This window comes from Pantoea sp. YU22 (assembly GCF_003970755.1).
GTDB lineage: Bacteria > Pseudomonadota > Gammaproteobacteria > Enterobacterales > Enterobacteriaceae > Pantoea > Pantoea piersonii.
Window position 1 is genome coordinate 128,162 of sequence record NZ_RYDU01000004.1, and the last position, 23,514, is coordinate 151,675.

The 23,514-nt window shown below is 49.5% G+C and carries 18 protein-coding genes; 11 read left to right on the forward strand and 7 right to left on the reverse strand.

Features of this window, described 5'->3' with window-relative positions:
• Positions 1-88 precede the first annotated feature (88 nt).
• From budA to EKL29_RS08715, 3 genes are read left to right on the forward strand one after another with little or no spacing between them, the layout of a single operon-like run.
• On the forward strand, positions 89-871 hold the full coding sequence (budA, locus tag EKL29_RS08705) for an acetolactate decarboxylase (protein ID WP_126689393.1): 783 nt from the start codon (positions 89-91) through the stop codon (positions 869-871).
• A 14-nt stretch (positions 872-885) separates the two neighbouring features.
• Positions 886-2,565 (forward strand): acetolactate synthase AlsS, encoded by a 1,680-nt coding sequence (alsS, locus tag EKL29_RS08710; RefSeq protein WP_126689394.1) that lies wholly within the window; start codon positions 886-888, stop codon positions 2,563-2,565.
• Between the two features lie 24 nt (positions 2,566-2,589).
• Positions 2,590-3,363, forward strand: a complete 774-nt coding sequence (locus EKL29_RS08715; RefSeq protein WP_126689395.1) for a (S)-acetoin forming diacetyl reductase — start codon at positions 2,590-2,592, stop codon at positions 3,361-3,363.
• Between the two features lie 77 nt (positions 3,364-3,440).
• On the opposite strand, the gene EKL29_RS08720 is transcribed toward EKL29_RS08715, so the two are convergent.
• Both EKL29_RS08720 and EKL29_RS08725 read right to left on the reverse strand, forming a co-directional pair.
• A complete protein-coding gene (locus tag EKL29_RS08720) occupies positions 3,441-4,442 on the reverse strand; it encodes a Kdo(2)-lipid IV(A) acyltransferase (RefSeq protein WP_126689396.1) in 1,002 nt (333 codons plus the stop codon).
• 861 nt (positions 4,443-5,303) lie between these two features.
• Positions 5,304-6,179: a LysR family transcriptional regulator gene (locus EKL29_RS08725; RefSeq protein ID WP_126689397.1), complete on the reverse strand. Its 876-nt coding sequence runs from the start codon at positions 6,177-6,179 to the stop codon at positions 5,304-5,306.
• A gap of 109 nt (positions 6,180-6,288) precedes the next feature.
• On the opposite strand from EKL29_RS08725, the gene EKL29_RS08730 reads away from it, so the two are divergent.
• Positions 6,289-7,152: an SDR family oxidoreductase gene (locus EKL29_RS08730; protein ID WP_126689398.1), complete on the forward strand. Its 864-nt coding sequence runs from the start codon at positions 6,289-6,291 to the stop codon at positions 7,150-7,152.
• A gap of 158 nt (positions 7,153-7,310) precedes the next feature.
• Here EKL29_RS08730 and EKL29_RS08735 read toward each other — a convergent pair whose 3' ends face one another.
• Both EKL29_RS08735 and EKL29_RS08740 read right to left on the reverse strand, forming a co-directional pair.
• Positions 7,311-8,270 (reverse strand): sensor domain-containing diguanylate cyclase, encoded by a 960-nt coding sequence (locus EKL29_RS08735; RefSeq protein ID WP_120456909.1) that lies wholly within the window; start codon positions 8,268-8,270, stop codon positions 7,311-7,313.
• A 307-nt stretch (positions 8,271-8,577) separates the two neighbouring features.
• Positions 8,578-9,465, reverse strand: a complete 888-nt coding sequence (locus EKL29_RS08740) for a LysR family transcriptional regulator (RefSeq protein WP_120456907.1) — start codon at positions 9,463-9,465, stop codon at positions 8,578-8,580.
• A 97-nt stretch (positions 9,466-9,562) separates the two neighbouring features.
• Between EKL29_RS08740 and EKL29_RS08745 the strand changes: the two genes are divergently transcribed.
• The 3 genes from EKL29_RS08745 (at position 9,563) to EKL29_RS08755 (ending at position 13,662) form a co-directional block, all read left to right on the forward strand.
• Positions 9,563-10,621: an SDR family oxidoreductase gene (locus EKL29_RS08745; protein ID WP_126689399.1), complete on the forward strand. Its 1,059-nt coding sequence runs from the start codon at positions 9,563-9,565 to the stop codon at positions 10,619-10,621.
• Positions 10,622-11,473: 852 nt separating this feature from the next.
• Positions 11,474-12,685, forward strand: coding sequence for an AAA family ATPase (locus EKL29_RS08750; protein WP_120456903.1), 1,212 nt, complete (start codon positions 11,474-11,476; stop codon positions 12,683-12,685).
• Positions 12,682-13,662: a ParB/RepB/Spo0J family partition protein gene (locus tag EKL29_RS08755; RefSeq protein ID WP_120456902.1), complete on the forward strand. Its 981-nt coding sequence runs from the start codon at positions 12,682-12,684 to the stop codon at positions 13,660-13,662. The genes EKL29_RS08750 and EKL29_RS08755 overlap by 4 nt, the downstream gene beginning before the upstream one ends.
• Positions 13,663-14,869: 1,207 nt before the next feature.
• Here EKL29_RS08755 and EKL29_RS08760 read toward each other — a convergent pair.
• Together EKL29_RS08760 and EKL29_RS08765 are read right to left on the reverse strand one after the other, a co-directional pair.
• On the reverse strand, positions 14,870-15,850 hold the full coding sequence (locus EKL29_RS08760; RefSeq protein ID WP_126689470.1) for a RepB family plasmid replication initiator protein: 981 nt from the start codon (positions 15,848-15,850) through the stop codon (positions 14,870-14,872).
• 973 nt (positions 15,851-16,823) lie between these two features.
• Positions 16,824-17,480 (reverse strand): response regulator transcription factor, encoded by a 657-nt coding sequence (locus tag EKL29_RS08765; RefSeq protein WP_126689400.1) that lies wholly within the window; start codon positions 17,478-17,480, stop codon positions 16,824-16,826.
• 1,845 nt (positions 17,481-19,325) lie between these two features.
• Here EKL29_RS08765 and EKL29_RS08770 point away from each other — a divergent pair.
• The 4 genes from EKL29_RS08770 to EKL29_RS08785 all read left to right on the forward strand — a co-directional run bounded on the left by EKL29_RS08770 (position 19,326) and on the right by EKL29_RS08785 (position 22,641).
• Positions 19,326-19,916, forward strand: coding sequence for a transcriptional regulator (locus EKL29_RS08770; protein WP_126689401.1), 591 nt, complete (start codon positions 19,326-19,328; stop codon positions 19,914-19,916).
• 54 nt (positions 19,917-19,970) lie between these two features.
• Positions 19,971-20,660 carry a helix-turn-helix transcriptional regulator gene (locus tag EKL29_RS08775; protein WP_126689402.1) on the forward strand — a complete coding sequence of 230 codons (690 nt, stop codon included), beginning with the start codon at positions 19,971-19,973 and terminating at the stop codon, positions 20,658-20,660.
• A gap of 475 nt (positions 20,661-21,135) precedes the next feature.
• Positions 21,136-21,390 carry a DUF333 domain-containing protein gene (locus EKL29_RS08780; RefSeq protein ID WP_311778991.1) on the forward strand — a complete coding sequence of 85 codons (255 nt, stop codon included), beginning with the start codon at positions 21,136-21,138 and terminating at the stop codon, positions 21,388-21,390.
• 234 nt (positions 21,391-21,624) lie between these two features.
• On the forward strand, positions 21,625-22,641 hold the full coding sequence (locus tag EKL29_RS08785) for an NAD(P)-dependent alcohol dehydrogenase (RefSeq protein WP_126689403.1): 1,017 nt from the start codon (positions 21,625-21,627) through the stop codon (positions 22,639-22,641).
• A gap of 157 nt (positions 22,642-22,798) precedes the next feature.
• On the opposite strand, the gene EKL29_RS08790 is transcribed toward EKL29_RS08785, so the two are convergent.
• A complete protein-coding gene (locus EKL29_RS08790) occupies positions 22,799-23,002 on the reverse strand; it encodes an Hha/YmoA family nucleoid-associated regulatory protein (protein WP_120456893.1) in 204 nt (67 codons plus the stop codon).
• Between the last annotated feature and the right edge of the window lie 512 nt (positions 23,003-23,514).

Consider the following 23,514-nt stretch of genomic DNA (forward strand, 5'->3'; position numbering starts at 1 on the left):
AGTTAACTGGTTTAGCTATTGGATTCTGTGAGCTATCTGGCCCACCATGATATTAACACGGCTTAACTATTGGTTTGTGAGGCAGCATATGTGTAATTTTGTATCTGACTGTTCATGTGAGGATCAGCTAAAGGAGACCCTCAGTAAACTTGCAGATGAATCACCAGAAAAAGTTATCTATCAGACATCGCTGATGAGCGCGCTTCTTAATGGCGTTTACGACGGCTCTACCACGGTTTCTGACCTGTTGCGGAAAGGCGATTTTGGCCTGGGTACGTTCAACCAGCTTGATGGCGAGCTGATCGCTTTTGACAGCAACGTTTATCAGTTACGTTCCGATGGCAGCGCGCGCCCTGCCCGTCCTGAACAAAAGACGCCGTTTGCCGTCATGACCTTCTTTAAACCTGAGTATCAGCATCAGTTTGTCGAAACCGCAACGCGTGACGATGTGCACCGCGTTATTGACAGCAAAATCACCTCAGATAACCAGTTCTGCGCGCTGCGCATCAGCGGCCGCTTCCGCACTGTCGAGACGCGAACCGTGCCTTGTCAGTGCCGTCCTTATCGCACCATGCCTGAAGTGCTGGGCAATCAGCCTACGTTTAGTTTTAGTGAGAGTGAGGGTGAGCTGATTGGTTTTCGCACACCGCAGTATATGCAGGGAATCAACGTAGCAGGCTACCACGAACATTTTATTACCGAGGACCGCCAGGGCGGCGGACACATTCTCGATTACGTACTGGAGCAAGGCACGCTGACTTTCGGCGCCATCAGCCAGCTGGTGATTGATCTGCCACAGGACAAGGATTTTTTGCAGGCCGATCTCAATCCCCACGATCTTGATGAAGCCATTCGGGCTGTCGAAAGCTAACAAGAGAGGTAAAGATGAACACGCGAAAAAACAACGCGCAATGGAACAGCGGTGCCGATCTCGTGGTGGCGCAGCTTGAGGCGCAGGGCGTCAATCATGTATTTGGCATTCCTGGCGCCAAAATCGACAAGGTGTTTGATTCTCTTCTGGACTCTCCCATTCAGCTTATCCCCGTCAGGCATGAAGCCAATGCGGCCTTTATGGCTGCGGCCGTCGGCCGACTGACTGGCAACGCCGGCGTGGCGCTGGTCACTTCCGGGCCGGGCTGTTCGAATCTGGTTACCGGCATGGCTACGGCCACCAGCGAAGGCGATCCCGTCGTGGCAATTGGCGGCGCGGTAAAACGGTCGGACAGCGCCAAACAGGTGCATCAGAGCATGGATACCGTGTCGATGTTTCGTCCGGTCACTAAATTTGCTGTCGAGGTCACTGAGTCCTCTGCGCTGGCCGAATGTATCTCGAATGCGTTTCGACATGCTGAAAACGGACGTGGGGGCGGCTCTTTTATCAGCCTGCCGCAGGATATTGTCGATCAGCCGGTAACCGGCACGCCGCTGCAAAACAAAGGGCGCGTAACGCTGGGTGCTGCGCCCGACGCTCTGATTGAGTCTGTGAGCCGTGAAATCGCGCGGGCAAAAAATCCGGTGATCCTGCTGGGCCTGATGGCGAGCCAGCCGGAGAACAGCGCGGCGATACATGAGCTGCTGACGAAAAGCCGCATACCCGTGACCAGCACCTATCAGGCCGCTGGCGCAGTCAGGCAGGAACACTTCTCGCGTTTCGCCGGACGTATCGGCCTGTTTAATAACCAGGCAGGAGACCGGCTGCTCCAGCAGGCTGACCTGATTATCACGATTGGCTACAGCCCGGTTGAGTATGAACCGGCAATGTGGAACAGCGGAAAAGCGCGCCTGGTGCATATTGATGTTCTGCCGGCAGACACAGATAACCGCTACCAGCCAGACGCTGAGCTGGTCGGCGATATTGCGCAGACCGTACGTAAAATCGCTGCGCGCATCACTTCGCCGCTGCAGCTCAGCGACGCTGCCGCCTCAATTCTGGAGGATCGTCAACAGCAACGGCAGCTACTGGCGATGCAGGGCGCCAGCCTGAATCAGTTTGCGCTGCATCCGCTGCGCATCGTTCGTGCGATGCAGGACATTATCAATAATGACGTCAGCCTGACGGTGGATATGGGCAGCTTTCATATCTGGATTGCCCGTTATCTTTACAGCTTCCGGGCGCGGCAAATCATGATTTCTAACGGGCAACAGACGATGGGTGTGGCGTTGCCATGGGCGATCGGTGCCTGGCTGGTCGACTCTTCGCGCAAAGTCGTTTCTGTTTCTGGCGACGGGGGATTCCTGCAGTCCAGTATGGAGCTGGAAACTGCCGTCAGGTTGAAAGCCAATATTCTGCACATTATCTGGGTCGATAATGCTTACAACATGGTCGCTATTCAGGAAGAGAAAAAATATCAGCGCCTTTCTGGCGTCAAGTTTGGCCCGGTTGACTTTAAAACCTATGCCGAGGCGTTTGGCGCGGCCGGTTTTGCAGTAAACAGCGCGGCAGAGCTCGAGCCGACGTTACGTCAGGCGATGGAAGTGAACGGGCCGGCAGTGGTCGCAGTTCCGGTCGATTACAGCGACAACCCGTTGCTGATGGGACAGTTGCATCTCAGTCAACTGCTTTGATTTAACATCAAAAAGGATATCGTTATGAAAAACAAAGTGGCATTTGTTACCGGCGCTGGACAAGGCATTGGCGCCGCGATCGCTTTACGCCTGGCTAAAGATGGCTTTGCCGTTGCAGTCGCTGATTATAACGCTGAGACCGCTCAGCAGATAACCGACAAAATTATTAGCGCCGGGGGAAAGGCCGTTGCGTTGCAGGTTGATGTCGCCCAGCGCGATCGGGTTTTCCAGGCGGTGGAAGAAGCCAGGCAAAGGCTGGGCGGCTTCGATGTTATTGTTAATAACGCAGGCGTTGCCCCTTCTACGCCGATTACCGAGATTACCGAAGAGGTGGTGGATAAGGTCTATAACGTAAACGTTAAGGGCGTTATCTGGGGTATGCAGGCTGCCATCAAGGCCTTCGCCGCGGAAAACCATGGCGGGAAGATCATTAACGCCTGCTCGCAGGCTGGTCATGTTGGCAATCCAGAGCTGGCGGTTTACAGCTCCAGTAAGTTCGCTGTACGCGGGCTTACGCAAACTGCGGCTAAGGATCTGGCTGCGGCTGGTATTACCGTAAATGCCTTTTGCCCCGGCATTGTGAAAACGCCAATGTGGGAAGCCATCGATAAGCAAATTTCCGACGCGGCAGGGAAACCCGCCGGGTATGGCACGCAGGAGTTTGCAAAACGCATTACGCTGGGACGGCTTTCTGAACCAGAAGATGTGGCGGCCTGCGTCTCTTTCCTGGCGGGACCTGACTCCGATTATATGACCGGGCAGTCATTATTAATCGACGGTGGCATGGTGTTTAATTAACGCCAGCGGCGTTACGTTAAGTTAATCTCCTTCTGAGCCGGTCTGCCTGTTTCAAGGCAGACCGTTATCTTAAGTCACTAAAGCTGTGTGCCTGAGTGCCTGGAGAAGGTCTGCTCGGGAAGGGGGTCACCCAGCGATACGCGTGGTTTTTTCCGCGAATAGAGCTCTGGTTGCCCCTCTGGACGCGTTTTAAAGCGTCGATGCAGCCACATATATTGCTCTGGTGCCAGCAGCACCGCCTCTTCAATCGCCTGGTTCATCAGTCGCGCAACCGTCTCTTTGTCCGCGCCTTTCAGCGTGTCGCCGATATCTGGCAGAATAATCAGCTCATAACCTGTGCCATCAGCTTTACGTCGCGGGACAAAAGGGATTACGGCCGGACTGGCGCTTTTCACCAGCATGTAACTGCCCGCCGTGGTTGCGGCATCCGGTACGGCAAAAAAGGGGACAAACACGCTGTTGTTTTTGCCGTAGTCGTGATCGGGCGCGTACCACAAGATTTCGTTCTGTTTTAACGCGCGGATCATGCCCTTCAAATCATAACGGTCCAGCATCGTCTTGTTCGAGCGTAACCTGCCTCGCGTCTGCAACCAGTCGAGCAGCGGGTTGTTATTGGGGCGATAGACGCCCACGCCGGGGTTAAGCATACCGAAGATGCGGGCACCCAGTTCCAGCGTGAGAAAATGCATACCGATCAGCACCACGCCCTGGCCGCGTGCACGCGCCCTTTCCATATGCTCATACCCGCTGACGGTAAAACATTTACGCACACGCCATTCAGGCCAGAACCATGCCATACCGGTTTCGATAACGCCCATTCCTACGGATTCAAAATTACGCAGCAGCAACGATTCGCGTTCTTGCTCACTCATCTGCGGAAAGCAAAGCGCAAGGTTACGACGAGCTATCTCTGCCCGACGCGGCAGCATACGCAAAGCCAAACGTCCAAGAAGGTGGCCTGTTTTAAACAGCAGAGGATATGGCAGCTGTACCAGGCTCCAGAGGGCGGCAATTCCCAGCCAGCTAAGCCAGTAACGCGGATGCAAGAAAGCGGCTGAAAACTGAGGCAATTTGGTCATGACTCGCTTGTTCCTTAACTATTCTGCTTTCAATCATGGTTAAACCATGCTGTTGCCGTTGATTTATAAGATTTAGTTCAGAAGCGCGAAGTGTAAAGGCATAAGCACCTCTTACTTTTATCCTTTATTGCGAATTCGCATGTTCTTTGTCAGCCGTTTCGGCTGCTAACGTAAAACGCCAACATAATTTATAAGGCGGTTGGGTAATGCACCGCAGATGAAAGACAACGCCAGGGATCATGCATCCTGTCAGGCCTCTTTAAATAGCGGGCTTTCAGGCGCACTGAACCCACATGGTCGAAGACAGGAATACTTTCAGCGGCACGACTTATAGCAGCTCCTCAGGTTAGTTACAGCATTCAATAGTCAGTAATAACAACACCGGCCCTCCGGGCCGGGCGGCGACGGCTGTTCAGTGGGGGCAACCGGCCTTCAGGTACAGCTCCGGTTTTTAGGTTTTTGTCAGAAAGGGGCATAATGTCTAAATAAGTGCTCGGAGAGGAAGCAAAAGAGTTAAAAGGATGATGTAACTAAGAACAGCAACGGATGGCCTGCACGGTTCGAGTGCCGGAGGAAAACATGCCCTCTGAGAGGTGATATTCCTTATCGCCCTGGGTTGAATTTAAGCCTGCCCTCTTCCTCGCTGACCACAGCCGCTTTAACTTTCCCTCATCGGATTCAAGCGCAGATGCCGTTTTTACTTTTTCGCCAGTTGCTTTGCCGTACCGCGATTAATACCGCTTGATAACGCTACCGCAATGACGCATAAGCGACTCCCCTGCCCCGGATCGCCATCGCCATCTCCTCTCCGGGTTCAATTTAAAAAGGTCTGCTGAACCTGTGGTACATCCAGGTGTGATATCAGGTAATAAACCATCCTCCAGGAAATTGTTTGCAGATGAAATCGACAAAGGCCTTTACCTTAGGGCTCTGCAGACGGCGAGAGGTATGCAGAATCCAGAGTTCCGTGGGGTTGCCGACTTCTCCCCATGACACAAGCTCCCCGCTCTCCAGCTGACTACTGATAATGGATTGCGGCAATATCGCCGCGCCAGCGCCCGCTGTAACGGCGTCGCGAACGGTCAGCAGCGAAGAAAGCTGCATTACCGGCTGCGGCGAAAAGCAAATCTGGCCATTATGCAGAGTCCAGGTCTCTCCATCCTGATAAGACGGCATAACGACCGCCGGAACAGGAACGGGCGCCCCGCTGTCGGCCTTCGGCATATCGAACGTGGGCGAAGCCGCCAGAATCAATCTGTCTCTGGCGAAACACCTGCCAACCAGCGTGCTCTCCTTGTTCGGGTTAACGCGCACGGCAATGTCAAAATGCTCATCAACCAGATCGCTGAGTCTGTCTTCGGAGACCACTTCGATCCGCACTTCTGGATAGATCGCACAAAATCTGGCCGCAAGCCGCCCCAGGGCAACCTGTGAAAACAGTACGGGGGCCGCAATACGAAGATGTCCCCTGGGCCTAGCGGAACCTTCCTGTACCAGCGTAACCGCTTCGTCAATTTCACTGACCGGACCGATGGTGCGGGACAGTAGCAGCTGCCCCGCTTCGGTGATTTCAAGCCTGCGACTGCCTCGTTCAATCAGGCGTACACCTAATGCCTCTTCCAGCTCAGCCAGCCGACGCGACAGCGTCGCCTTCGGCCTTCCACTGGCGCGGCTGGCTGCGCCAATTCCCCCCGATGTCGCAATCAAGTGAAAATCTTTTAAAGCGTTGAGGTCCATAGCCTGTCTCATTTGTGGAACGATCTGTCACGATAATAGCGGCTATTCGAACAAAATGGGACGGAGTAAGGTTTGTTTACACCAACCCACTCACCATGGAGTAAACATCATGACCATCCTTGTTACCGGAGCCACCGGCCGCGTCGGCCGCCATGTCGTCGATCAGCTTACCAGCCGCGATGCCGATTTCCGCGTTCTGACCCGCGATCCTGCCCATGCTGGCTTTCCAGCGGGCGTAAACGTTATTCAGGGAGATTTGCTCGATATCGGTTCGCTGCGCGCCGCGTTCTCTGGCATCAGCACCCTCTTTCTGCTGAACGCCGTGTCAGCCGATGAATTCACGCAGGCGATCATCACCCTGAACGTCGCCCGGGAGTGCGGCATTGAACGGGTCGTCTACCTCTCGGTTTTTGACGCTGAAAGTGCTGTGAATGTCCCTCACTTCGCTGTTAAATCCGGGGCGGAACGGATGCTTAAGGCGATGGACTTTAGCGCCACCATTTTGCGCCCTACCTATTTTATCGATAATGAAATCATGATCAGGGAGGTCATAGTGGATCATGGCATTTACCCTATGCCCATCGGTAATGTGGGGCTCGCTATGGTAGACGGGCGCGATATCGCTGAAGTCGCCGCTATCGAGCTGATACGGCGTGAGCAGGCCGCTGGAAAATTACCGCTTGAGACGATTAACCTTGTCGGACCCGACACGCTGACCGGCACCCAGGCTGCCGCAGTATGGGCTAACGTGCTGGGTCGGTCAGTCGTCTACGGCGGCGACAATCCTGACGCGTTTGAAGCGAATATGGCGGGCTTCATGCCGACATGGATGGCGTATGAGATGCGATTGATGGCCGAGCGTTTTGTCAGCGAAGGCATGATTCCCCAGGAGGGTGACCGCGAGCGTCTGGTTACTTTACTCGGACGTCCGCTGCGCTCATACCGGGAGTTCGCCGTCATGCTTGCTGGCTGATAGGGTACGGCAATCGATAGCGGGATAGCCACATCCCCTTTTTCTGGTGACAGGACAGGGATCGCTTATCTGGAGCAGAGCGATTCCTGTCTGTTAGTTAAGACGGCAGACAAGGATGTCGCTGGCCTCTTTGTCTGCAAACCGGCAACCTTAAAAAGCTAGCCCAGTTTTTTTCTGCGCTTTTCGGAATACATTACGCTGTCGCTCTCTTTGATCATCTCATTCAGCGAGGCATATTTGCCGGGGCTGGCGCTGATAACCCCGTAGGAGTAGTTAATATTGTAAGGCTTGCTGGTATGCTGATTAAAAGCATTAAGGCTTTCGCGCAGCCTGTTCAGGAACGTCGCAGGCTCGTTGCCGCTGGCAAGTAATACGGCAAATTCATCGCCCCCAAGCCGTCCAACAATATCTTTTGGCCCCAGCAGTTTTCGCAGCTGAGCAGAAAAAACTTTCAGCACCTCATCGCCCTCAGCATGTCCCCACATATCGTTGATAGGTTTGAACTTATCAAGGTCAAAATAGAGAATGCTTAGTGCCTTGTCGCTTTGCTGAAACTCGCTGAATCGCTTTTCACCGCTGTGGTAGAAACCGCGTCGGTTAGGAATATCAGTCAGGCTGTCGGTCATGGCCATATTAATGATCTGAAACTCATCTTCCACGATGAAGGCTAAATCTTTCAGCGAAGCGATATCCTGTTCGGTGAAAACGCGAGGCTCGCTGTTAACCAGGCACAATGTCCCTGCTACCGAACCGTCTGGCAAGTGAACCGGATAACCGGCATAGAACCGAATAAACGGCTCGCCCGTTACCAGCGGGTTGTCGTGGAAGCGTTCATCAAGGCGCGCATCGCTTATGATAAGCGGTTCTTTTTGCAAAATCGCATGGCCACAAAAAGAGATGTCACGTTTCATTTCACGCCCGCTGAGTCCCTGGCAGGCCAGCGTCCACTGACGATCGCGGTCAAGAAGGTTAATCGCCGCTATCGGTACCTGAAACAGTTTTTGTCCGATGCGCGTTAGCCTTTCAAAGCGTTCATCATCCCTGGTATCGAGCAGGTCGATCATATAGACCGACTTCAGTCGCTCTTCTTCATTTTCCGGAATACCAGGGAATTTCATGTTTACCTCAACATCATCAGTGATACGCACATTGTTTTGTCGAACAGCGCTATTTTGACAAACAAAACTTCTTTTCAAACCCAGGAGTACAGAAAGCAAAAGCGCCCTTTTCGTTTTTGCACGCCAGTCCAGCTCGCCCTGAACCTCTCATGCTTTATAAGCGCTAAACCTCTTCTCCCGGCGTTGATCAAATCATCTGCCAGAAAGATTATTACATCCTTAACAGGTAAAACGTGGACGACCGGAAGCATAAAAGCGTGAGGCGCGACAAAGCTTAAAGAGGTTTTACAACGCAACGCTGCAGCGCTTAGCTCATCCCAGGCAGCGTTTTCAAAAGAGACTCAATCATTTCTACGATGCGCCTTACTCTCAGGGGAATAAAACGCGCGTCAGGAAATACCGCATACAAAAAACGATCGGGCAGACGCCAGGCTGGAAGCACCTGAACCAGCGTACCGGTGTGCAGTGCCTGAGTGACAAGCGGCAATTGCATACCGCCGATGCCGATACCAGCCTGTATCGCCTGTAGTAGCCCTTCGCTACTGTTCGCCCGGAAAACGGTATTGGCCGTCAGCTCAACCGTTTCATTTTCTGATATCAGCCGAAGCGGTGCAGCGTGCGCGATGCCGCTGAACCGGATGTACGGCAGCACGGCCAGATCTTCTGGCGAATTAACCGGCGCAAAACCGGGTGCAGCAAAGAGGGGAGTTTTAATGCGCGCCAGCATACGCGCCGCTAGCAAATCCGGCGGCTCGCCGCTGAGCCGTAGCGCAACATCAATACCTTCGCTTACCAGGTCTGACACACGGTCATCAAGCGACAGCGTCATATGCAGCCCGGCATTGTCCTTTTGTAGCGCCAGCAGATGCGGCAGGAAAATCTGTCCCAGCCCGCTCGGCAGCTGTATATGCACGCGGCCCTGCCATTGCTGTTGAGTGGGGCGCAGCTGGCTTTCCATCTCCTGCATCGCATCCAGCAGCGGCTGTATCTGGCGGCGGTAGCGTTCGCCCTGTTCAGTAAGTGCCATAGCGCGCGTGGTACGGTGCAATAACACCACGCCGAGTTCCTCCTCAAGCGCTGCAATCTGCTGGCTGACGGCAGACTGCTTCATGCCGGTCTGACGCGCCGCTTCGGAAAACGAACCCGCTTCTGCAACCCGCAGAAAGGTAGAAATCGCGTTGAGCTTGTTTTTCATTTCGTGGTTTTTCTTATAAGTGACATCAGCCCAGGGGGATATATGGCGAAAATTATATATATCACACTGAGCCTGTTCCTTTCTCTGGAGAATAAGCATGAAACAGACAGGTAAACTCAACGTAGCGCTGGTGGCAGGCGCCAGCGGCATTGTCGGAAGTCAATTGATTAACACTCTATTGCATCACGAATGGCAGGTTGTCGGGCTGTCACGCCAGGGTTCAGCCTCTACAGATAATGTCACGACAGTGAATGTCGATCTGCTCAATGCAAAGCAGAGCGCACAGGCGCTGAAACCACTCAGTCAGGTGACACATATCTTCTACAGCGCCTGGCTTAACGCAGCGAACTGGACAGAAATGGTTGAGCCGAATCTCACCATGCTGCGCAATCTGGTAAGCAATATGGAACGTATCGCGCCATTAAAGACCGTTAGTCTGATGCAGGGCTATAAAGTGTATGGCGCGCATCTCGGGCCGTTTAAAACGCCAGCGCGGGAGAACGACCCCGGCGTACCGGGAGCGGAATTTAACGCCGCGCAGCTTCGCTGGCTAAACGACGCACAGCAGGGTAAAGCCTGGCACTGGAATGCGCTGCGGCCTGGCGTCGTGGGCAGTGCAGTCCCAGGCAATGTAATGAACCTGGCGCTGAGCCTTGCGCTGTATGCCTCGCTATGCAAGACCGAGGGATTACCCTTTCGTTTTCCTGGGTCGCAACAAAACTGGCACAGCATCGTTGATCATACGGATGCGGCTTTACTGGCTGAAGCGACGCTATGGGCGGCAACGGCACCCGAAGCAAGAAATCAGGCCTACAACGTCAATAACGGTGATATCTGGCGCTGGAGTGAACTCTGGCCAGTTATTGCCCACTGGTTTGGACTGGAGTGCGCGCCGCCGGTCAGGCTTTCATTCCAGCAGTTATTCATAGACTACCGTACAACGTGGCGCGATCTGGCAGAACGCCATCAGTTACAGGAAAGGGATATTTTGCAGCTTAACAATGGTCAGTTTGCAGATTTCGTTTTTGGCTGGGATTACGACATGTTTGGCGATGGAAGCAAATTACGCCGGGCAGGCTTTACGCACTATCGCGCGACGGACGAGATGTTTCTCAGTTTATTTGCCCGGTTCAGGGAAGCCCGCATTATCCCCTGACAGTCTCGCCGTGATCGTTTCTTTATACCAGCGTTGTCAGAGGCTGGCTGATGCTGGTGCCGACGCTCCTCAGACGGTGCGCTTGTTGGCCCGCCAGGCGCGCAACAAAGCAGGGCCTTTACTGTATACCGGTTTGCAACTGCCGGTATGCAGCCGCTGCCCGGTCCGCTGCCTAATGAGGTGATATTTAGCCAGCGCGCACGAAGGTGATATAGAACGGCACGATCCTATTGATGGCTATGCGGGCAGGGTAGTCCGCACTTTGTTTCTGATAAAACGCAAATCAACCATCAGCATCAGCAACAGGTGCACCACAGCGTAATTCTGCATTCTGGCTTTTCAGGCGAGCCGGCCTTCGCTTTAAAGAGCGATACCCAACAGGGAAAGCCTGCCGCTGTTAGCAATATGCGCATCCCGGTTAAGCCCATCTACTTCTTCTCTTTTCACTACAGCAGAACGCTAACTGCTGATATCGATTACAGCCATTCACATGTACGAGGGATAAAACCATATCTCTTTCAGCTGCCTGTTAAAGATAGTCAGGCCCATGAAGCCCGTGGGAATTTCAATCTGAAATAAAATTAAAATTACCATATATATCAAAAAGTTAAATATGAAAAAGGTGTGGGTACTCTGTACCTTTTCAACAGCAAAATAGCGGGGAGGAAGAGGGCTTAAAGTGATAAATAGCTAAAAGGAAGACGCCTTCGCCAGAGTATAAAAGAGTGCGCGCAACGTGCTGAATGAACAAAATATTTTGCTTTGTACAATTTTTTGCTGAAATCACAAAAATGTTGCACATAGCAGGATGATCTGTACACTGTCCTGAAATATTGCCAACGGAGCGGAGTGATGAAAAGTAATTACGGTGGGGTAGACGAAACGGCGCGCAGGGCAAACGCCATGTTACGCAGCATGAGTGATGACATTATCGACAAGCGTCACGAATTTGGCCTCGATCAGTATTACCAGACCTTCACCCGCAATTCAGTTGCCAATCTGCCCAGACTAAGCCGCCGAGCGGTAGAACAGGCGATTGAAGAAATGGAATCAAAAGGGCACGTGTTCGGCAAAAAGGATGCGGGCAATACCAAACATTACGCGCTGACCGTTCAGGATGTCGTCGATATCTATGCCCATCGTAAAGTACCCAAGTATCGCGATATACATAAAGGTGAGGGGCCATTTGTTATTTTTGTGGTCAATCTCAAGGGCGGCGTATCCAAAACGGTCAGCACCGTTACTCTGGCGCACGGCCTGCGCGTCCATCCCGATCTGCTGCAGTACGATCTGCGCAACCTGGTTATCGACCTTGATCCCCAGGCCTCAAGCACCATGTTTCTGAACCATGCAAACAGCATCGGCTCGATTATGGAAACCGCCGCGCAGGCGATGCTTAACGATCTGGATGCAGAACAACTTCATAAAGATATTATTCAGCCCACGATTATCCCAGGCGTGGATATCATTCCGGCATCCATTGACGACGGCTTTGTTGCCAGCCAGTGGAACGATTTGGTTCGCGAACATCTGCCAGGCGTACTGCCTTCGGAAGTGTTACGTCGTAACATCATTGACCGCGTCGGTGATGACTATGATTTCATCTTTATTGATACAGGGCCGCATCTTGATGCGTTCATGCTCAACGCCATCGCCGCAAGCGATCTGCTGCTCACGCCGACGCCGCCCGCTCAGGTTGATTTTCATTCCACGCTCAAATATCTGACCCGCCTGCCAGAAATGCTCGAACAGCTGGAAGAAGAGGGCATCAATCCGCGTATCAAAGGCAATATCGGGTTTATGTCGAAAATGACGTCCAAACGCGATCACGAGATGACGCACGGCTTAGCACGTGACGTATTTACCTCTTACATTCTTGATGCTGCCTTACCACGGCTCGATGGCTTCGAGCGCTGCGGGGAGACATTCGACACTATCGTCAGCGCTGATCCTCAGTCTTATCCAGGCAGCGCAGAAGCGCTCAAAAATGCCAAGCGCGAGGCGGAGCGTTTTACCCAGGCGGTTTTTAAACGGATTGAATTTGTCAGGAGTTCACAGTCATGAAAGAAATGAAAAAAATGGGCCGTACGCTGGGTAACTCGAGTTTTTCCCGCATGCTGAGCGAAACGGAAAGCACGCGCGTTTTCATCCTTAAGTCCGGTGCTGAAGCGCGCTTTGCCCTTACTAAAATTCTGCATGATGATATTGAAGCGCAGACCTATGTCGATGCCGCGGTGAATGGCCGCGACCAGGCTTTCCTTACGCCAGAGTCGGTCAGCGATATTTCCCGGACGATTAAACTGCAGCAGTTCTTTCCAGCTATTGGTCGCGAAGTGGATGGACGTATCGAAGTGCTGGATGGCTCTCGCCGACGCGCTGCCTGTCTTTACAACGGCACGCCGTTCGAAGTGCTTGTCACTAAAGATGACCTCTCGCTGGCTGATGCGCGCCAGCTGGCTATCGACATTCAGACCGCAAAAGAGCACACCCTACGCGAACTTGGCAAACGTCTTATGCTGATGTACCCGGAGAACATGAATCAGTCTGAGATCGCCAGGGCAGAAGGGCTTTCCGCGGCGAAAATCAGTCGTGCATTTCAGGCGGCCTCTGTACCTGACGAGATGATTGCACTCTTCCCATCCGTGGGCGATCTCTCTATTAATGATTACCAGACGCTGCTTGATATCGCGGAAAAAGTTGAAGCCCGACATGGCAGTCTGAGCGACCTGGTTGAAGCGGTACGTGAGCGCATCGAAGGGGATGCAACGCTGGATCCGCATGACCCGTCATCTAAAAACAAAATTATTGGCTTTATCCGCTCGGTAAACAGTAGTGCAAAAAGCACTAAGGCTGATAAAAGAGTCGTGACGGAGAAGATGGCTGAGTTCGCGGATAAAAAACAGTTTGCCCGCAAGAAAACAGATGCGGACAAGCGTCTGGTCACCTATGAGTTTTCGCGCATTCCTGCGCACTATCAGGCTGAGCTGGATGCGGCAGTAAAAGCTATCCTGGAAAAAATGCAGGCCGACAGTAAAAATTAAATCATAAAAGATAAAGGCCTGAAGCCGTGAGCACTGCTCCGCACAGGCCTTGATTTTATGCTTCCTGAGCCGCAAAAACCCTGCCAAATACCCACCAAAATAGCCTTATAACTTACTGTTTAATAAAAATATAGGCTAAAAATTTCAACCTGAAATTCCCGTCGTTTAAGGTGCAAAAAGATGCAGTAATGCGCCTGGGGCTCTGCGACGACATTAAGACACCAACGTGACGTTGTATCTTATTGCTCTTTCCTGCTTTCTGCTTCTTCTTGAAACTGTTTGCGTAAAAGAGGGAAATGCAATTAATGCTGTTATCTCAGTCAGTTAACATAGAATGCATTTCCGGCACACGGGAACAGTTAACCGTTCACAATGCGTATCTTCACTATATCTCGTTTGTATTGTCCTGAATGTCTTTAACGTCAGGCGTGCATATGCAGGGCAACAGGTCCTGTGCGCCGCGCATCGACTGAACCTGCACTGTAGTAAGTAAATTGTCTCGGCTAGCTTCTCAGGATGTGTTTAACGACACATGCCTGCGCGACTCCGAAGCTGTTCTTTGAGAGGTGAAGACGATTGTTAACCTGTGCGCTCAGGCAAAAGCTGCAGTCTGTTTTTTACGAGAGAGAAAGCAGGGGAGCAATATAAGCTGTAATGAGTAACTCACTCACTACAGCTTATATTACTCACTACAGCTTATGATATAAGCTGTAGTGAGTTCGAACTGCTTTTCTGGATCTGTATAAGCTGTAGTGAGTAAAAGGAGCAGGTAACTCGCAGTGTAGACAGGGTGCAAGCTCGCGAGGCGATGATTCAGGTTCGTCCGGAGATAATGGCAGGCCATGAAAGAGGTGTTGTAGCAGGCGCTGGCAGTCGACAACAGAGTAAACAGGCTGTCTACCCTGATGCTGGCAGAGGATGCGTGTAAGAAAGGATATAAGCTGTAGTGAGTAACTTACTCACTACAGCTTATATACAGAAGATTCGTGCCAGAAGAACGCTCTTGTTGAGACGAATCATCTTTTTGATTTAGCGGTATATTTCGCATTTTAAGGTAACACAGAAAGAAACGGCAGGCTCTGAAGGGCGCCAGTAGTAGAGCGGTCGAGGACGCTTTTACTCACCAGAAGCTATATAAGCTGTAGTGAGTAAAATGCCTTGTAAAATGGGCATGACGGCGCCTGCCTGCTTTTACCAGGCGATGCAACTATTTGGTTTTAAATAGTTTTTCCAGATCGTCCATCGTAATGCCCAGTTTCTCCAGAACCTCGAGCTTTTTGGCCAGTTCAGGATCGGGCGTTGCCGGGGCAGGGGATATTGTCGGGATAGTTTCTTCACTCTCGTTTTTAGGCGCTTTAAGCTTAGGACGCCGGTAATGCACATTAAAGAAGACCGCACGGCCTCTCTGGACTTCGGTGTAGTCCAGATAGCCAATCTCCTTTAACTGCTCCATAGCGCGCCGTACGGTCTGATTTTGAGAGAATACAGGGGATTTCAGGTTGAGCCGTGCGCGCAACCGCGCCAGCGATATGGGAGCAGGGTTTTTGGGCAGGCTTTCGATAAAGGTATAAATTGCCTGCGCTGACTCGCGCCGTTTCAGTACGTTAATGGCTTTGAGCTGTAAAAGGACTTTACGATCAAACTGATACAACTCAAACAGACGAGGATCGGCCTGCAAAATCACGATATCTTTCGCAGTGTCGTAGTAAGCAGACTGCACAAGGTGGGTTACGTACTCTTTAGAGTGCTCTTTAGTGTTTGCCGTGAACGAGATGACCGTACCCGCAATACGCTTCAGAGAAGGGCTTATACGCTCTCTGAGCTTCTTAGAGGAGCGATTTGAAGGTATCCCACAGAGCTTGGCAAACTCAACAAACGGAAGCTGTACCTTATCGCCGATAACTTTATGCTTCGCGAACGAATGGATAATGCCTACCCAGGTTTTGAAATCGTTATCCATGTCCAGCCGGGGGCCGACAATTTCGACTTTATCAAAGCCTTCCGCTTTGGCCAGCGAAAGCCGGGACAGCTCTTCAGTCGCATCCGTCACTGACATGGTATTTTTTTTGCTATTTTTTAGCGACTTAAGGGTAGGAACAAAAACACCGAGCCTCATAAGCGCAACCGGCTGCACCGTATTATTGGCATTGGGCGTCAGCGTAACCAGCTCGCCAGTGGATTTGTCCAGCTCCTGAAAAAGAGCGTCAAGATCTATGCTTTCGTTATCCAAAACAGGCTCCGGATCCTAATCGTTAACGATATAACTCGATAATTTTTATACTAAAAAGTAGTAAAATCACAAAAAGCGAGCAGCTCTGTATAGCTTCTTCAGATCCGCTGAGCCTGTGGATCAAAAATGGATGATCCGAACATAACAAACAGGGCTGCGTTTAGCATCATGAAATCAAAGGTAAAAATTATCCACAGTTGAACAGAGAAAACCGTGACTGAACTCACTATAGCTTATCTTGTTTGCAGATTACAGCTTATGCTTTACGCCTTATAGCTTATGCTTTGCTTGTTACAGCTTATATTCTGCTTATTACAGCTTATGCGATCACCCTTTCAGGCCAGAGCTGACAAGGCCTGCGACGATCGGGGATCTCTTTAGGATCTAATAGGGATCATATAAGGATCGTATTGTTGGGATCTATTCAGTGGATAAGTTGATTCATCAGAGCGCGCTCCGGAGGCGCGATGACGACCACGATCCTTTTGACGCCCTCCTGAAGAGCGTTTTTTACAACACGCCTGACAACCTGGAGGATCGCTCGCTCTGCTGCCCGTCTGGGCACTGAACAGATACGCCACGGTATCCACACAACGCTAAAACAATCAGCAGGCTTCGATCTCTCTTTACGCAATGATGCCACAACCCAGGGGAGTTCTGAGTCGTACACTAGCCGCCCTGGCGTTTTCCATTTGTTGTCTGGAAGTATGAGTCTGACCGTCTGCTAAGCGTGAACAGCTAAGCAAGCCTGAGCAGCAGAAATCAGCTAATTAAGGTTCAGGTTGTAACTGCGCGGTAGCAGAGACAGGTAGCTCTTACGCCAGCCCACCTGTTCACGGATATCGAAGGGATAGCCTGACGCAGGAGTTATGCCAGGAAGCAACTGTCAGGCCTGATGGCTTTTTCGGTTTACACAGCTAAAAAGCGCCGATTATATTAATTCCTGAGCAAAGACATACTTTATTAACTCGGTATTGGAATGCAGCTGAAGTTTACGCATCGCATTATATTTCTGTGTTGCCACAGTGCTTACGCTACGCTGACGGACCTTAGCAATGTCCATCAGGCTATAACCGATGGCAAAAAGTCGAATAACTTCCAGCTCTGATGGTGACAGCAGAGTTTTAACAGAACCAGTAAGATGATCGCTCATCAGATGCTTCATCTGCTCAGAATAATAGGTGCCGTCTTTTCTGGACAAGATCCAGTGAAGGGCCTGAACCAGCTCATGACAATCATCTCGTTTGCTGACAATAGCATTTACTGGCACTTGTAATGCTTTTTGTAAAATAGCCGGGTTTGTCTGGGCAGTGAACACAATAATCTTCAGTTCGGGTAACTGATTATGGATCTTTTCAATTTTCCTTATGCCATTAAAATCATTGCGCTCAAAACTGATGCGGAAATCGATAATTAATATATCTGGCGTGTGCTCCTTAAGGCGCATCAGCAAAGTCTCTGCATCCACCGGATAAGTGCACATTTCCTGACACAAAAATTCGACTGCCAGTATCGACTGGATTGAAGAGATAATAAACGGGCTTTCATCAGATACACCAATCTGAACTGCTCTTTTTTTCTGAGGCATACCGTCTTAAAAATCCTTTAGTCAGTGAATAGATGGGCTCCTTAAGGCCCTGCTAATGCTGTCAGCTGACTACCGCATTGGTTGTTCCTGAACAGATCGCGGGAGCAGTCTGAACCTGCAGCGCCTTTAGCAACGCATAAAGCTGAAGCATTCTCATAACCCTGTATAATGCTTTTGTCTGAGAAAGCCGCCAGGACCATTCTCTGCTGAAGTGACTCCAGCTCAACATTCAGGCGAAGCACCTTTTAGATCTATTGCCAGTTCGTTTATCCAGCAAAGGGTAATATGTTGAATAAAAATAGCTGTTCACTGCTATTACATTCGATAAGGCTGCAATAACATGCCATTTGTATTTTATGCGTTAACTATAGGTTCATGAACACTGGTCAGGGTAAAAATAAGGGCTCATAACAGTAACAACAGTGCTGTCTGCTGTAAAATAAAAATGGTTACCTTTGCCAGGGCGTTCTGTCAACGTAACGTAAGGAAACCGGTGTTTTCTGATAAACGAGAAAATTTCGAATTTGACCTTATTAAAGGCGCGTTAAACGGAAGCTAAGTAAAACAGGTAATGGCGTACTGCTCGCTGTTAACGCATGACAAATTTTTACTTTTTCTCGTAATTGCGCTCAAGCATAGCTATTCCACCTGTCTGAAGAAAGGACAAAGGAATAACGGTTGCTTAATGGACCCACCCCTTTAGTATAATAATCAGTTTGCGCGGAATGTATAGAATAGTTGCCTGTGAGTATATTTTCGGGCTTGGTAAAATTGTGGCCCCTCTGGGTAGCAACTTACTCTTTTTAAAGAAAACCAGACGGATAAACATTCCCAAATGAGACTAAAAATTTTTAATGTCAGCCCCGGCAGAGCTTTGTCAGCGTGGTATTTGCTTTTCCAGCTCTTTTTTTACCATTATCAGGTAAAGTAAATTCAGCCTTCACTTTTTGTAAGCACCTGGCCATTTACAATCCATTAACTTGCATTGTAATACAGGGTGACTTGTTAAATTATTCCAGGTGCGATTGCTGGTTATTATTCGAACATTTAACATGACAGTTCTGCTAAAAAGCAAAATGCTTTTTAGCAAAGGCTATTTTGGCGTCAGGAATAAGAACAGATTCTAAGTGCTATCACTAAAAGGGGGGATAGCAGCCTGTTTAAAGAGTTGGTAATATTTTGTTGACTTACGGTGTCAAACTGGTTTTAGATTTATCACCTGAATCTTTTCGTTTGGTGTCTGGCTAACGCGTGAATAATCGCAGGGATAAAAAGTGTGTCTGCTTTTTTTTAGTTTTTGCTTGGTTATTTTTAATGAGGCGTTTTCCTCTCCCGGACATGTATCTCATTCAGAACGCCTGTTTCGCTGTCAGTAATTAACATTCGTTCCATAATGATTAGAGACATTGCAAGTGTGCTTGTTTCTTTGCCGAAATGTTTAGTTGGTTATTGGATAGTGCATATACATAACATCGACTCATCAAATGATAACGGATAGTCAATTTTTTCAGAAAAAAGTTATAGCACAAGCAGCTGTCTCTTTTTACAGGCACTATGGCCTATAAAAAATCCATACATCTGGTTTAATGTATGGCTGTTTTGTCTTAGTAAGGTTTTTAATGCTTTCTTTCGGCTGGTTTTGGGGATTGAATTTTATGACCGGGCTCTTATTATACCAAAACAGCTAAATGAATACATTTGAGACGAAAAAACAGGAGATGACGCAAAACAGGCACAATACTTCGGGGAAAATGCACAAGTTATAACAAAGTTTTTTTCTATTTTATGTTAATCACTGCGCACGAAGCATGGCTACGTGGCGTCAGATAGATTGAGTTAATCGATATGCACAGAGTGACTGAAAATCATGAGCGAATCATCGACGCGTTAGCAGGCTATACGCAAACCGCAGAACCAGATGAGATTTCGCGAGGCAAACGCCGTTATCATTTAACTAAGGATAATGTACGTCGGGTTCTGTTCATTCTTGACGGCGATTTTTTGTTAAAACTGAAAAGTGAAAACAAAGTACTTAATATTCTTTCTGCGCCTTTTGTGGTCGGCGTCACGCCTGCACTGGATGAACCACCCGTTTATCTGGAGAGGATTGATTATGGAAAAGTAAGCTTCGTCGACTACGAAACCTTCTGGCGACTGGTCTTTGAAAAGAACCTTTTCAACGACGCCATGTCAATTTTATCAGGTCAATACTCTGACTTAATGGACTATCTACAGTTACCAAAAAGTAATTCCCACGATGAGGTGGTTTCTCTGATTGAACGCTGGGGGAAACTGCCACCGCATTTGAAAAAACGATTTTCTGCGCTCTATCTGCTTGAAAACAGCTCGCATCTTTCCAAAAGTTCGATTTGCCGGGTGTTAAAGGATCTGAAAGACAAGGGAGAGCTGGTGCTGGTTAACGGTAAGTTTGTCTAGTTTTGCATTTGTGTCCGAAAATTTTGGGATGCCTGATGCTAAAAGGAACAGAGTATGGATATTAAGGTCATTTGCACGGACGAAAATTATTATTTCAGACTCGGCATCTCCAAAATTATTGAAGAAGCGCTCTTATTAGGTGGAAGTGTAGCGTTCTTACCAGGATTCGATAGCGAAAATTTGCGCAAGGCTGACATTATATTAGTCAGTGTCTCACAGTGGCGTCTGTTTATGTGCCAGCCAGCTTATCGTTTTCGCAAGCCTGGCAGCATACTTCTGGTGTTCGTTAATCATATTGAAAACATTATTTCAGATCAGCTCCCGGTATGTTATCAATCCTTAACCCTCATATCCAGAAGCGATGCGGTCAGGAGTATCAGAGATAAGATAACTAAAGCCTGGCTGATCGCCAGAGATCAGAAAACGAACGCATTTGCACCAACGGACTGCATGAGATGTAATTATGCCCGAATATCACTGATACAGCTGCAGGTAATGAGCTTTTTGAAAAGTGGATGCTCGGTTAATCAGACCGCTAAATCTCTGGGGCTGTCTGTTAAGACAATCTATGCGCACAAGTACAATGTAATGCGTAAGTTTGATCTTAAAGGTGACTGTGATTTTTATTCTTTTCTTAGTGATTTGTCTCTGCTTGACTTATATAAAGGCGTGATTGGCGAGAAAGAAAACTTCAGGAGGGAGAAGTATATTATCCCTTGTCATCAACAGTCATGCCAGGAATAAACGGTCATTAATTAAATTGAACGCAAAGGTCTGTTTTATTCTTTTTGTTTAAGAGGCGCTTATGAAAAATGAAATGCAACGTAATAACACCCTTCTTACTATCCCACTTAAAGTTGTCACAGGAATGATTATTGGCCTTTTAATTGTCCTGTTTTTGTATATATATAGCAATTACACTATCGGCGTGTTTTTATAAACTTCTCTTAAAATTTCCTGCGCTGTGTATGATGTATAGTGCCTTATGCCAGTTAAAGAGGCTGTATTGCTGTTGCGATTTTTCTCTGCTGACGCGGAAAATATGGCTATATCTTAATTTGCTGTTTGTTGATAAATCGTTTTGTTCTCTATGGTAATCTGTTTAAGAGTTAACCTTGTAACACATAACTTTGGCAGGGTGCCTGCCTGACTTAATGTCACGCGCGAGAAAATTAAATGGCTGTGGTAAACAGGCTGTTTTCGTTAAGAAGGACTGAAAATGAAAAATCGTACTCTTATAATGCTGGCTACTTTGGTTTTGTCAGGCGTACAGCTCACCGCATGTGCTTCCCATTCTCCTGAAAAAACACAGTTAACTATGCGCAATCCCGCTGCCAGCTGGTGTGTCCATTCAGGCGGAAGGCTGTCACAGATTCGGACAGATGCCGGAACTACTGAATATTGCACCCTTCCTTCAGGTGAGCGCATAGAAGAATGGGCGCTCTTTCACCGCGATCATCCAGAACAAAAATGAGTGACCTGCCTCCTGTTGAGACGCGAGCGCCCATAAACCTATATAGCTATCGCTGTCTGTGACAGGTAATGCCCCTCCTATCCTGATACACGAGTTCCCCCGTCACTATGCGCCAGTGAAGCTCCTTTTAGGTTATACGCCGGTAAACCCCGTTCTAATCCACTATGCTGCTTAATAAGGTGCAGCAAAAACTATGCTGTGAATCTTCCAGACAGCGTTTTCAAGAGGTGAATTATGCAGGCTATGACCTTAACCGCTCCAGGCGGACTGGCTAATCTTAAGCTGATGACGCTGGCCGACCCTGGCAAACCCGGTTATGGCGAAATCCGCGTGGCGATACATGCAACATCGCTCAACTATCACGACCTGCTGGTCGCGGAAGGTGCAATACCGACCGCGCCGCAGCGCATTATGATGGCGGACGGCGCAGGCGTCGTGGAGGAAGTGGGTGAGGGTGTAACCGGCTTCAAAGTGGGCGATGCTGTCGTTTCATGTTTTTTTCCTCAGTGGGCGGATGGGCTTCCTTTTAATCAGGTCGCGGATTTCATGCAAACGCCAGGCGATGGCGCTGACGGATTTGCGGCCGAATATGTTGTGCGCCCCGCCAGCAGTTTCACCCTGGCCCCGGCTGGCTGGAGCCATGCAGAAGCGGCGACCATCACCACCTCTGGACTGACGGCCTGGCGCGCGCTGGCAGGCGATGCCCGCCTCAAGGCAGGCGATACGGTGCTGGCGCTCGGTACTGGCGGCGTGTCGATCACCGCGTTGCAGATTGCTAAAGCTATGGGTGCGCGCGTCATTATCACCTCTTCTTCCGATGAGAAGTTGGCGCAGGCGCGCGCGCTGGGCGCAGATGAGACCATCAACTACCGCACCCATCCCGACTGGGGTAAAGCAGTGCAGGAGCTCACCGGTGGAGAGGGGGCTGATGTGGTTATTGAGGTTGGCGGGCCCGGGACGCTGGCGCAGTCCATTCACGCCGTCAGGGTTGGCGGGCATATCGCTCTGATCGGCGTGCTGACCGGGCGAGAAGGGAACATCCCGACATCGCTGTTAATGGCCAAACAGGCAAAGATCCAGGGGCTGATCGTTGGCAACCATCGACAGCAAGAGGATTTTATCCGCGCTTTAAACCAGACAGGGCTACGCCCGGTCATTAGCAACAAGTTCACTGGACTCACTTCTCTCGCCGATGCGTTTACTCTGCCGCGCGATGGCGGGCACTTCGGCAAAATTACCGTTGAATGGTAGTAGTTTTGGCGGCGTGTTCAAAACAGACGACAGCGGTGTAGCTGGCGGGTCTTAACCCTTCTGGCAGCAAAGAGCATCACGCAGGGCGAAGTGATGCTCTTTTATCATTGAGGTAAACGCTGAAATGGACGCTAATGTTCCTGGCCAGCTTTCCTGACTAATTCACCAGCCTCCATATTTCGCTCGGAACATCATTAAAAATCTCATTCATTATAAGCTCTGCCTTACGGTGATCGTAGGCACCTTCAAAAGAGCTGATATCCTGAGCAGGAACATTTTTACGCATATAGCTGGTAACGATATCAAGTATATCTTTTGAGGGGCAGCGTCTTAACTCACTCAGGTAATAATTTTTATTCATTATTCGTCTCTAAATTTATCCGTAAAATGCTCTGTTAGTAGAGTTAATTCAGAAAATCTCATGGGGTTCGATATTTTCTGTTTATGTTCCGCTGCTCTGGAGCGCATCGCAAAATCCGATATTAAGCCTCAACTGAAGCGAAGGTGACGAAAAAACTTAGCGTGCAAAGCATCTTGTTGATCGTTGTATAAATATTTTTGCTGAGACTGTAGCTTCACGCCAGATATTTTACCAATGACCTTGAATACTATTCCTTTTCCGGGAAGGATACGCGCAAAGCCTTTGTTTGTCAGGCCTTTATAATTATCATTCTTCCTGACATGGTTGCTGAAAAAGCAGAGCATTAACGCGTTTTCAAACAGTAATGTTCTGTGAAATTAACATTTTTGCAAATTTGTTTTTTCAAATAAAGCCTTTAGGCTTGAGATTTAACAGGTTATTAAGGCTGAGTAAAAATAAAACCAGATCGTCTTAATCGTGAAATGTGAACAATACATTAGCAACTGCTTAAC

Bases quoted from the DNA above. Each gene is read 5' to 3' on its own strand.
- EKL29_RS08775 (WP_126689402.1), top strand. From the start codon at position 19,971: ATGGATATTAAGGTCATTTGCACGGACGAAAATTATTATTTCAGACTC.
- EKL29_RS08755 (WP_120456902.1), top strand. From the start codon at position 12,682: ATGAAAGAAATGAAAAAAATGGGCCGTACGCTGGGTAACTCGAGTTTT.
- EKL29_RS08750 (WP_120456903.1), top strand. From the start codon at position 11,474: ATGAAAAGTAATTACGGTGGGGTAGACGAAACGGCGCGCAGGGCAAAC.
- budA (WP_126689393.1), top strand. From the start codon at position 89: ATGTGTAATTTTGTATCTGACTGTTCATGTGAGGATCAGCTAAAGGAG.
- alsS (WP_126689394.1), top strand. From the start codon at position 886: ATGAACACGCGAAAAAACAACGCGCAATGGAACAGCGGTGCCGATCTC.
- EKL29_RS08715 (WP_126689395.1), top strand. From the start codon at position 2,590: ATGAAAAACAAAGTGGCATTTGTTACCGGCGCTGGACAAGGCATTGGC.
- EKL29_RS08745 (WP_126689399.1), top strand. From the start codon at position 9,563: ATGAAACAGACAGGTAAACTCAACGTAGCGCTGGTGGCAGGCGCCAGC.
- EKL29_RS08720 (WP_126689396.1), bottom strand. From the start codon at position 4,442: ATGACCAAATTGCCTCAGTTTTCAGCCGCTTTCTTGCATCCGCGTTAC.
- EKL29_RS08735 (WP_120456909.1), bottom strand. From the start codon at position 8,270: ATGAAATTCCCTGGTATTCCGGAAAATGAAGAAGAGCGACTGAAGTCG.
- EKL29_RS08740 (WP_120456907.1), bottom strand. From the start codon at position 9,465: ATGAAAAACAAGCTCAACGCGATTTCTACCTTTCTGCGGGTTGCAGAA.
- EKL29_RS08785 (WP_126689403.1), top strand. From the start codon at position 21,625: ATGCAGGCTATGACCTTAACCGCTCCAGGCGGACTGGCTAATCTTAAG.
- EKL29_RS08770 (WP_126689401.1), top strand. From the start codon at position 19,326: ATGCACAGAGTGACTGAAAATCATGAGCGAATCATCGACGCGTTAGCA.
- EKL29_RS08730 (WP_126689398.1), top strand. From the start codon at position 6,289: ATGACCATCCTTGTTACCGGAGCCACCGGCCGCGTCGGCCGCCATGTC.
- EKL29_RS08765 (WP_126689400.1), bottom strand. From the start codon at position 17,480: ATGCCTCAGAAAAAAAGAGCAGTTCAGATTGGTGTATCTGATGAAAGC.
- EKL29_RS08780 (WP_311778991.1), top strand. From the start codon at position 21,136: ATGAAAAATCGTACTCTTATAATGCTGGCTACTTTGGTTTTGTCAGGC.
- EKL29_RS08790 (WP_120456893.1), bottom strand. From the start codon at position 23,002: ATGAATAAAAATTATTACCTGAGTGAGTTAAGACGCTGCCCCTCAAAA.
- EKL29_RS08725 (WP_126689397.1), bottom strand. From the start codon at position 6,179: ATGGACCTCAACGCTTTAAAAGATTTTCACTTGATTGCGACATCGGGG.